The sequence below is a fragment of the Halomonas heilongjiangensis genome, assembly GCF_002879645.1.
In the GTDB taxonomy this organism is placed as follows: domain Bacteria; phylum Pseudomonadota; class Gammaproteobacteria; order Pseudomonadales; family Halomonadaceae; genus Halomonas; species Halomonas heilongjiangensis.
Genome location: NZ_PNRE01000103.1, coordinates 69669 through 79345 on the forward strand (window position 1 = coordinate 69669; position 9677 = coordinate 79345).

Sequence of the window (9677 nt, forward strand, 5' to 3'; positions counted from 1 at the left end):
CCCGATTGACTGGTAGTCTCGAGGGTAGTCTACGCCGCTATGCCACTCCTCGGCGGCCCAGCCGGATCATGCGGGTGGCGATGGCGGTGCCGAGCAGGGTGATCAGCATGCCGACCAGGATCTGCAGGTTGAGCCGCTCGCCCAGCAGCAGATAGCCCCAGATCAGCGCGCTCACCGGCACCAGGAAGGTGACCGTGGAGGTGGCGGTGGCCCCGGCGCTGGCGATCAGCCCGAAGTAGAGCAGGAAGGCCAGGGTGGTACTCAGCACGGCCAGCCCCAGGCCGTTGGCCCAGGCCAGGCCGCTGATCGGCTCGGCGGGCCACAGCAGCAGGCCGGGTACCAGCAGGATCAGCGCCGACATGGCGGTACTGCCTGCGGCCAGCACCCGCACCGGCAGGTGCGACAGGTAGGTCTTGGAGTAGTTGGTGGCCACGCCGTAGCAGAAGGTGGCGCCCAGCACGGCGAGGATGAACCAGCCGTCGCCGCCGAGGGCGAAGTCCAGCCGGTCGGACGAGAGCACATAGACACCGAGGAAGGCTATGGCCAGGCCCAGGTACTGCTGGCGCAGCACCGGCGTAGCGAAGAACAGGGCACCCAGCAGGGCGGTGAAGATCGGCGTGGTGGCGTTGATCAGCGAGGTGAAGCCGGCCTCCAGCCGGGTGGTGGCGAGCGCCAGCAGCGAGAAGGGCAGCACGTGGTTGACCAGTCCCAGCAGCAGCAGGCCGCCCTTGTTGTGCCACACCAGCCTCAGGTAGCGCAGGCTCAGCAGCAGGGGAATCAGCAACGCCGCCCCCACCCCCATGCGCACCAGGATCAGCGGCACGGGCCCGAACTCTGGTACCGCCACCCGCATGAAGATGAACGACATGCCCCACAGCGAGGAGAGCAGGATCAGGCGGAAGGTGTCGGCCGGTGACATGTCTTGTCCTTGTGGGAAGGGGAGCAGTCAGCCCCCCTCCCTGAGGGGCTCGCCCGGGCATGACCATCGATGGGGCGATCATCGACCAGGCCGCGGCCGGTTACCCTGAGATACCGAACTTGCGTTGATTTCACCCCTGGCGCCGCCCGTCCAGTGACATACGCTTACATGCGTCGGCGAGTGTTCCCGAGAATGGCTGATCACAGGGGACAGGTGATCGATATAAGCACCAGGAATGAAAAGGATGGTTCGATATGGAGTTCGTTGCCAGGCATATGCAGAACTTGAGACGCCAATACCTCGAGACGCCACTGTCGCTGGTGAGGCACGCCATGAACGTCGGAGTCCTGGGGCTGCTCCTGATGCTGGGTAGTCTGGTGGTCTATGTCACGGGAGGAACCACCTACGCCTACCCCTACTTGATGCTGATCCCGGTGCTGCTGGGCGCCGCCTGGTATCTGCTGCCCGGTGGGCTGATCGTGGCCCTGGTCGCCGGTGTGCTGATGGCGTTCATGCCGTTGAGTGTCGAGGCAGGGATCTCGCAGGTGCCGAGCAACTGGCTGATGCGTGCCGCCATGTACCTCCTTCTGGGTGGGGTGGCCGGCTGGTTGTTTCAGTCGCGGCGCCGATCGGCCGAGGAGCGGGTCGCGATCGCCCGCATCGATCCTCGCTCGGGCCTGCCCAATACGGTTGCCCTGGAAGAGGATCTCCTGAAGAGCCTGTTGCAGCAGAAGGGGGGGAAGTCGGTAGGGCTGATGCTGGTCAGGATCACCGATATCACGGACATCATGGAGGCCATGGGCATGGATGCCTCCGATGAATTGGTCCTCGCCATTGGCGAGCGCCTGCGTCAGGCGATTCGCGGCGGGGCGACGGCCTACCGGTTCAGCAACGCCGAGCTGGCGCTCATCGTGCATGACATCGAGCCGGCGGACCTGAATCGCATCGCGAACCGGTTGGTCGAGATGGGGGAGGAGAGCCTGCAGATACAGCGGGTTCCCGTTCGAGTACAGCTGGTGATGGGCAGCAGCATTTCAAACCGTGGGGAGGACTCGCCCGAGACATTGATTCGCGAGGCGAGGACCGCCATGTTCGCCGCCATCGAGAGGCGGCTCTCCCACAGCAGTTATTCTCCCGCCTTCAGTCGGCGCACGGTGCAGGCGATACGCTTGATTGCCCGGGTGAGGAAGGGTCTGGCAGAGGGCGAGTTCGAACTGCACTATCAGCCCAAGATTCGCCTTGCCGACGGCAGGGTGTGCGGCTGCGAGGGACTGATTCGCTGGCGTGGCAGCGACGGTCGCCTGATCCCCCCGGGGATGTTCATGCCCAAGGTCGAGAACACGACCCTGATCACTCCCGTCTCCCGCTTCGTGGTCGAGGAAGCGAGCCGGTTTGCCGAAAAGCACATGGACCTGGGCGAGTTGAGCATCAACCTCTCGGTGCATAACCTCTATGACGAGGAGGTGCTGGACGTCGTCAAGGAACTCGCTGAGCGATCCCGTTCACAGCCGTACACGCTGGAGGTGGAGATCACCGAAAGCGCCCTGATCGGCGATCTGGGGGCGGCGTCCGAGGCCATACAGCGACTACGCGATTTTGGCGTGGGGGTGAGCATCGACGACTTCGGCACCGGCTTCGCGTCGTTCGAATACCTTCGGCACCTGCCCATCACGGGCCTCAAGATCGACCGGGCCTTTGTCGTGGATCTGGAAGAGGACAAGCGAGCACGCGATCTGATGGCCTGCATGATCGACGTGGGCCATGCCCTGGGGCTGGTGGTGACCGCCGAAGGGGTGGAAACCTCGGGTCAGCATGAGTGTCTATGCGAGCTGGGCTGTGATCAGGCGCAAGGGTTCTATTTTGCACCGGCCCTGCCCGCGGCGGAGTACCTCGAATGGTGTCATGATTACGCCGCGCGGCAAGCGGGCGGCGATGGCCACCCCTGAGCGGGAAGCCGTTCAGCAGCGCCTCAGGTGCCGTGCCGTGGCCTGTCAAACCGCGCCCGTTGCCCTGTCTTCCGGGGGCGACAGACGATGAGGTTTCGTAGCCAAGAGCGTTCCCGGAGGAGGGTTCATGACCTGTTAATGCCCGCTTGAGAGGGGGCTCAGGGCATGCCTGACATATAATGTTTCGCAGTCGATGAAGGCTATTCTTCGATATATATGCGAGTGGCTGTTGGCACCGAATATCTGATATGTTCGGCGCGACTATGTCGCTGATGGAGAGACGATGACCACAGAACTGACTGATTTTGAGCAGAACATGCGTCGTGAGATCGACGCCTTCCTGAAGCCCGACACGAGGACGGAGCAGACACCGGCCCAGCCGAAGGTCAAGGACGCCACCAGGCCCGACCCGGAGGGGCAGCCGGCCGAATCCTTCAAGACCGGGCACATCGTCAAGCTGGCGGTGCGCAAGAAGCAACTCGAGATGGACACCGTATTCGAGCATGTCTCCTCCAGTATCTCCCGGCTCGAAGCACAGCTGGAAGCCGAGAAGGCCGCCAGGCGGGCGGGCTACCCCATCATCGGCTACGTCATCGAGACCCGGCGCTTGTAGGGGTGCCTTGCCCGTGGTCCTCGTTGCCGGCCTGCCAGGCCGTGGAAGTCCCCAGGAGCGCGCGGTGGCAAAAAAGAAAAAGGCCCGCCGGGGGGAGGCGGGCCAAGGCAGGGAAACTCACAGAAGCTATAGCAGGGTGCTTGCGTGAGCCACCCTGGCACTTTAACCGTCGAGCACGAGGCGGCATGTCAGCCCAATCGGGCGCTCTATGTAAGCCATTAGCTACATCGCTGTGTGGGCAATGTCTTCGGTTGGCATTTGTCAGCTTAGGGTGTCGATTCAGGCATCCGTCGAATGACTTACAGGGTGTCAGTCCTGGGGCAGTGGAGTTCCCATCGGCGGCGCCGTGGTGACGGCGAGACGCCTGGTGGGTATTCCCATGTTCGAAGTTTTACGGATTTTTTAGAGCCAGGCGTGATTCGATGACCCCCTTGATGCCCTGTCTGGCGCTCGGTTGCCGGGCAGGGGTGTCCGCCCTTGGTGCGATCACGGATACAGGGGGCGCTCGTGCCCGCGATGAATTCGCTGTTCTTGCGTATGGGGGGCCGTGTCCAGGACTGGGCCCCGGTATTCAAGGTGTTGTCGGTACTATGGCTGGTGCTGGCCCTGTTCATGGTGCTGCCCTGGGCGGTGCTGGTGATCGAGGGGGAGCCCGATGCCACGGCATTTGGCCTGTCGATCGCCATCGTGCTGAGTGCGGTGGCGTTGATCTGGCTGGCCACGATGAACGTGAGGATCGCGCTCAAGCCGTGGCAGATGTTCGTGCTCACCACCCTGAGCTGGGTCACCATCAGCGGGTTTGCCAGCCTGCCGCTGGTGCTGGCGGCATCCCGGCTCTCCTTCACCAATGCGGTGTTCGAGTCGGTGTCGGCGATCACCACCACCGGCTCGACGATTCTCGAGGGCATCGACTCCCTGTCCGATGGCCTCAAGCTGTGGCGCGGCATCATGCAGTGGCTCGGTGGCATCGGCATCATCGTCATGGGCATCGCCATCCTGCCATTCCTCAAGGTGGGCGGCATGCGGCTGTTCCATACCGAGTCCTCGGACTGGTCGGACAAGGTGATGCCGCGCACCGGCGGCATCGCCAAGGCGACCCTCGGCATCTACTGCGGTTTCACCTTCGCGGCCATGGTCGCCTACTGGCTAGGCGGCATGGCGCCGCTGGATGCCGTGGTGCACGCCATGACCTCGCTGGCCACCGGTGGCTTCGCCAACTCCGATGCCTCCTTCGGCGCCTATGCCGACAGCCCCCATCTGCTGTGGATGGGCAGCCTCTTCATGCTCGCCGGGGCCTTGCCCTTCGTGCTCTATATCCGTTTCCTGCGTGGCGCGCGCCTGGCGCTGTGGCGCGACCAGCAGGTGCAGGGGCTGCTGCTGCTGCTCGCGGTGGTGATCCTGGTGCTGACCGGCTGGCGGATGTGGCTGGGCACGCCGCCCTTCGAGGCGCTGACCCATGTCGCCTTCAACGTCATCTCCGTGGTCACCACCACCGGCTATGCGTCGGACGACTACAGTGCCTGGGGGGCACTGGCCGTCGTCGCCTTCTTCTACCTGACCTTCGTCGGCGGCTGCAGTGGCTCCACCAGCGGCGGCATGAAGATCTTCCGCTTCCAGGTGGCGGCGATCCTGCTGCGCAATCAGCTGCGCTTCCTGATCCATGCCCATGGCGTCTTCGCCTCGCGCTACAACAACCAGCCACTGACCGACGACATCACCCGCGGCGTGGTGGCCTTCTCGTTCTTCTTCTTCCTCACCATCGCCGGGCTGGCGCTGGGCCTGGCCATGATGGGGCTGGACTTCACCACGGCGCTCTCCGGCGCCGCCACGGCCGTGGCCAACGTCGGCCCGGGGCTGGGCGACATCATCGGCCCCGCCGGCAACTTCGCGCCGCTGCCGGAGGCCGCCAAATGGCTGCTGTGCGTGGGCATGTTGCTGGGGCGGCTCGAGATCCTCACCGTGCTGGTATTGCTGACACCGATGTTCTGGCGCCAGTAGGCTGAAGAATTCCCCGACCTCGAGGACGACCGGATCGATGAACGCCACTCCCGAGTCATACCCCGCCAATGATCTGCCGTCGGCAGCAGCGCCAGGCGATGACGAGCAAGTTCGCCGGGGGCCGGCGAAAGGCGTGCGCCTGCTGGTGGCGCTCAGCGGCGGCAGCGAGGACGCCGCCCTGGTGCGCACCGCCCATCGCCTGGCCGAGCGCGATGGCGTGCGCTGGCGAGCGATACACGTGGACAACGGCCGCGACGACTCCGAGCGCCGGCTGGTGCTGGAAAAGGACTTCGCCATGGTGCACCGGCTGGGCGGCGAGACCCGGGTGCTCCAGGGGCAGGACCGGGCCGCGGAGTTGCACGACTACGCCCGCGAGCATCGCATTGCCACCCTGCTGGTGGGCTGTTCCCGGCCTTCCGGCTGGCGAGTCTGGCGCCGTACCCTCGCCGAGCAGCTGCTGCGCCGCGGTGGGACCTTCGACCTGATGGTGGTGGCGGAGGCCCGGCAGCGCCCGCGCTTCCGGCCGCGGCACGTCTGGCAGCCGCTGCGCTTGCGCGAGCCGGTGGTGGCGCTGCTCAGTATCCTGGGCGCCCTGGTGGTGGCCTGGGGGCTGGAGTCCTGGCTGGAGCTGGCCAACCTGTCGCTGGTGTTCCTCGCCGCGGTGCTGGCCAGTGCCACCCTGGCCGGCACCCGGGCGGCGATGCTCAGTGCCGGGCTCGGCTTCCTGGCCTTCAACTTCTTCTTCACCCAGCCGCGCTTCTCCCTGGCCATCGTCGAGCACGGACAGCTGCTCACCGTGGTCTTCTTCCTGCTGGTGGCGGTGGTGGTCGGCCAACTGGCCGGCAGCGGGCGACGCCGGTTGCTGGCGTTGCGCTCCAGCCGGGAGCAGACCCACCGGCTGCTGACCTATGCCCGTGCCTTGTCGGCCGCCACCGACCGGGACCAGGTGGGCGATATCGGGGTCACGTCGCTGGAGCGCTGGCTGGGCGTTCCGGTGGTGCTGCTCGACCGGGATGAGGAGGGCGCCGACCTGACGGTCCGCCACGCGGCCCCGCCCGGCATGACCCTGGACGCGGGGGCCCTGACGGCGGCGGGCTGGAGCTGGCAGCATCGCCAGCCCAGCGGCCGCGGCACGGAGAACCTGCCCGACCAGCAGTGGCGACTGCTGCCCCTGGTGGAGCAGGGGCGAGTGCTGGGCATCGTGGCCCTCAAGCTGGCGGTACGCGAGACGCCCCCGGGACCCGATCAGGAGGCGCTGATCGAGGCGCTGTCCAGCCAACTGACCATGGCCCTGGAGCGTACCCGCCTGGTCGGCGAGCTGGGCGCGGCACGTCTGTCCGAGGAGAACGAACGGCTGCGTTCGGCGCTGCTGTCGTCGGTCTCCCACGACCTGCGCACGCCGCTGGCCTCGATCATCGGCTCGGCCAGCTCGCTGCGTGAGCTCGAGCCGCAGCTGAGCCGGCAGGACCGGCATGAGCTGCTCGAAGGCATCCTGAGCGAGAGCGAGCGGCTCAACCGCTACATCCAGAACCTGCTCGACATGACACGCCTGGGGCACGGCGGCCTCCGGATCGAGCGGGACTGGATCTCGCTGGATGACCTGGTGGCCGCCGCCCTGCGGCGGCTGGGCCCCACCCTCGAGGGCCTGGAGATCGAGCGTGACTGGCCCGAGGACCTGCCACTGCTGCACGTGCACCCCGCGCTGATCGAGCAGGCCCTGGTCAACGTCATCGACAATGCCGCGCGTTTCTCGCCACCGGATGGCCGGGTCGGCATCCACGCCCGCCTCGACGCCGCGCAGCGGCAACTCGAGGTCAGGGTGACGGACCAGGGGCCGGGCATCGCCCCCGAGCTCCGCGAGGCGGTATTCGACATGTTCTTCACCGGCGGCGAGGGCGACCGCAGCCGCTACGGCACCGGCCTCGGCCTGGCCATCTGCCGTGGCATGCTCGGCGCCCATGGCGGTGGCATCGATGCGAAACCCGGGCCCGGCGGCATCGGCACCAGTATCGTGATGCACCTGCCGCTGCCGGCGGACGAAGAGGGGGGCCGCGATGACGACTGATCGCCAACGGGTGCTGATCGTCGACGACGAGCCGCAGATTCGCCGCTTCCTGCGTATCAGCCTGGTCTCCCAGGGGTTCGAGGTGCTCGAGGCCGCGACCGGCGCCGAAGGAGTGTCGCGTGCCCTGGACGAGGCGCCCGACCTGGTGCTGCTGGATCTAGGGCTCCCCGACATGGACGGCCAGACGGTGCTGGATTCACTGCGCTCCCGCAGTTCGGTCCCGGTCATCGTGGTCTCGGTGCGCGGGCATGAGGCCGAGAAGGTACGGGCCCTGGACACCGGCGCCAACGACTATGTCACCAAGCCGTTCGGCATCCAGGAGCTGCTGGCGCGGGTACGCTCGCTGCTGCGCCACCACGGGGGAGCCCGTGATGATCCGGCGGCATTGCGCTATCGCCGCGCCGGCCTGGTCATCGACCTCGGTGCCCGGCGGGTCAGCCTCGACGACGAGCCGGTGCACCTGACGCCGAAGGAGTATGCCGTGCTGGAGCGCCTGGTGCGGCACGCCGGGCGTGTCGTGACCCAGACCCAGCTGCTGCGTGAGGTGTGGGGGCCGACCCATGCCCACGACACCCACTACCTGCGCATCGTGGTCAGCAAGCTACGCCACAAGCTCGGCGACGACCCCCAGGCGCCGTACCTGCTGCAGACCGAGGCGGGGATCGGCTATCGCCTGCTGGCGGAGCCCGACCCGCCCGCCTGACGGCAGGCGGATGGACACCCACACTCGACACGCGACACAACCCCGAGGGAGTCGTCGACATGAAGATCATCATTCTCGGCGCCGGCCAGGTCGGCGGCACCCTGGCCGAACACCTGGCCCGCGAGGAGAACGACATCACCGTGGTGGACACCGACGGCGAACGGCTGCGCGAGCTGCACACCCGGCTCGACATCCGCACCGTGGTCGGCCCCGGCTCCTACCCCATGGTGCTGCGCCAGGCCGGCTGCGAGGACGCCGACATGCTGATCGCGGTGACCAGCCAGGACGAGGTCAACATGATCGCCTGCCAGGTCGCCCACACCCTGTTCCGCACCCCGACCAAGATCGCCCGGGTGCGCGCCACCGCCTACCTGACCCGCAAGGGGCTGTTCGCCCACGAGGCGGTGCCGATCGACGTGCTGATCAGCCCCGAGCAGGTGGTCACCGACCACATCCGCCGGCTGATCGAGCACCCCGGCGCGCTGCAGGTGCTGGAGTTCGCCGGCGGCCTGGCCCAGCTGGTCGCGGTGAAGGCGGTCTACGGCGGCCCGCTGGTCGGCCAGGATCTCGGCTTCCTGCGCCGCCACATGCCCAGCGTCGACACCCGGGTGGCCGCCATCTACCGCCGCAACCGGCCGATCATCCCGCGCGGCGATACGGTGATCGAGGCCGACGACGAGGTGTTCTTCATCGCCGCCCGGCGCGACATCCGCGCGGTGATGAGCGAGCTGCGGCGCCTCGACCGCGACTTCCGCCGGGTGATGATCGCCGGCGGCGGCAACATCGGCGAGCGCCTCGCCGAGCACCTCGAGCACAGCCACCAGGTCAAGATCATCGAGCACGGCCTCGAGCGCTGCACCCAGCTCTCCGAACGCCTCGACCGCACCGTGGTGCTGCACGGCAGCGCCACCAGCAAGCGGCTGCTGGAGGAGGAGAACATCGAGGACTGCGACATCTTCTGCGCGCTGACCAACGACGACGAGGTCAACATCATGTCGTCGATGCTGGCCAAGCGCATGGGCGCCAAGAAGGTGCTGACGCTGATCAACAACGCCGCCTACGTCGACCTGGTGCAGGGCGGCGAGATCGACATCGCCATCTCGCCGCAGCAGGCGACCATCGGCAGCCTGCTGACCCACGTGCGGCGCGGCGACATCGTCAACGTGCACTCGCTGCGGCGCGGCGCCGCCGAGGCGATCGAGGCGATCGCCCACGGCGACACCCAGTCGTCGAAGGTGGTGGGGCGGGCGATCGGCGAGATCGATCTGCCGCGAGGCACCACCATCGGCGCCATCGTGCGCGGCAAGGAGGTGCTGATCGCCCACGACGACGTGGTGGTAGAGTCCGGCGACCACGTGATCCTGTTCGTGATCGACAAGCGCCGCCTGCGCGACGTGGAGCGGCTGTTCCAGGTCGGCCTGACCTTCTTCTGA

The 9677-nt window shown here is 66.9% G+C and carries 7 protein-coding genes; 6 read left to right on the plus strand and 1 reads right to left on the minus strand.

Going from position 1 to position 9677, the window contains the following annotated elements:
• Nucleotides 1–37: 37 nt before the first annotated feature.
• Nucleotides 38–919, minus strand: a complete 882-nt coding sequence (locus C1H66_RS21695; protein ID WP_102629948.1) for a DMT family transporter — start codon at nt 917–919, stop codon at nt 38–40.
• A gap of 332 nt (nt 920–1251) precedes the next feature.
• Between C1H66_RS21695 and C1H66_RS21700 the strand changes: the two genes are divergently transcribed.
• From C1H66_RS21700 to trkA, 6 genes are all read left to right on the plus strand, one after another.
• Nucleotides 1252–2865 carry a putative bifunctional diguanylate cyclase/phosphodiesterase gene (locus C1H66_RS21700; RefSeq protein WP_170064219.1) on the plus strand — a complete coding sequence of 538 codons (1614 nt, stop codon included), beginning with the start codon at nt 1252–1254 and terminating at the stop codon, nt 2863–2865.
• Nucleotides 2866–3148: 283 nt separating this feature from the next.
• Nucleotides 3149–3478, plus strand: coding sequence for a hypothetical protein (locus tag C1H66_RS21705; RefSeq protein WP_102629950.1), 330 nt, complete (start codon nt 3149–3151; stop codon nt 3476–3478).
• Between the two features lie 537 nt (nt 3479–4015).
• On the plus strand, nt 4016–5476 hold the full coding sequence (gene trkI / locus C1H66_RS21710) for a TrkH family potassium uptake protein (protein WP_205738726.1): 1461 nt from the start codon (nt 4016–4018) through the stop codon (nt 5474–5476).
• 37 nt (nt 5477–5513) lie between these two features.
• Nucleotides 5514–7541 (plus strand): DUF4118 domain-containing protein, encoded by a 2028-nt coding sequence (locus C1H66_RS23345; RefSeq protein ID WP_102629952.1) that lies wholly within the window; start codon nt 5514–5516, stop codon nt 7539–7541.
• Nucleotides 7531–8244 (plus strand): response regulator, encoded by a 714-nt coding sequence (locus tag C1H66_RS21720; RefSeq protein ID WP_102629953.1) that lies wholly within the window; start codon nt 7531–7533, stop codon nt 8242–8244. The genes C1H66_RS23345 and C1H66_RS21720 overlap by 11 nt, the downstream gene beginning before the upstream one ends.
• 59 nt (nt 8245–8303) lie before the next feature.
• Nucleotides 8304–9677 carry a Trk system potassium transporter TrkA gene (gene trkA, locus C1H66_RS21725; RefSeq protein ID WP_102626472.1) on the plus strand — a complete coding sequence of 458 codons (1374 nt, stop codon included), beginning with the start codon at nt 8304–8306 and terminating at the stop codon, nt 9675–9677.

Excerpts from the sequence above, each read along its gene's own strand:
- C1H66_RS21695 (WP_102629948.1), bottom strand. The coding sequence starts at position 919 with ATGTCACCGGCCGACACCTTCCGCCTGATCCTGCTCTCCTCGCTGTGG.
- C1H66_RS23345 (WP_102629952.1), top strand. The coding sequence starts at position 5,514 with ATGAACGCCACTCCCGAGTCATACCCCGCCAATGATCTGCCGTCGGCA.
- trkI (WP_205738726.1), top strand. The coding sequence starts at position 4,016 with ATGGGGGGCCGTGTCCAGGACTGGGCCCCGGTATTCAAGGTGTTGTCG.
- C1H66_RS21720 (WP_102629953.1), top strand. The coding sequence starts at position 7,531 with ATGACGACTGATCGCCAACGGGTGCTGATCGTCGACGACGAGCCGCAG.
- trkA (WP_102626472.1), top strand. The coding sequence starts at position 8,304 with ATGAAGATCATCATTCTCGGCGCCGGCCAGGTCGGCGGCACCCTGGCC.
- C1H66_RS21705 (WP_102629950.1), top strand. The coding sequence starts at position 3,149 with ATGACCACAGAACTGACTGATTTTGAGCAGAACATGCGTCGTGAGATC.
- C1H66_RS21700 (WP_170064219.1), top strand. The coding sequence starts at position 1,252 with ATGAACGTCGGAGTCCTGGGGCTGCTCCTGATGCTGGGTAGTCTGGTG.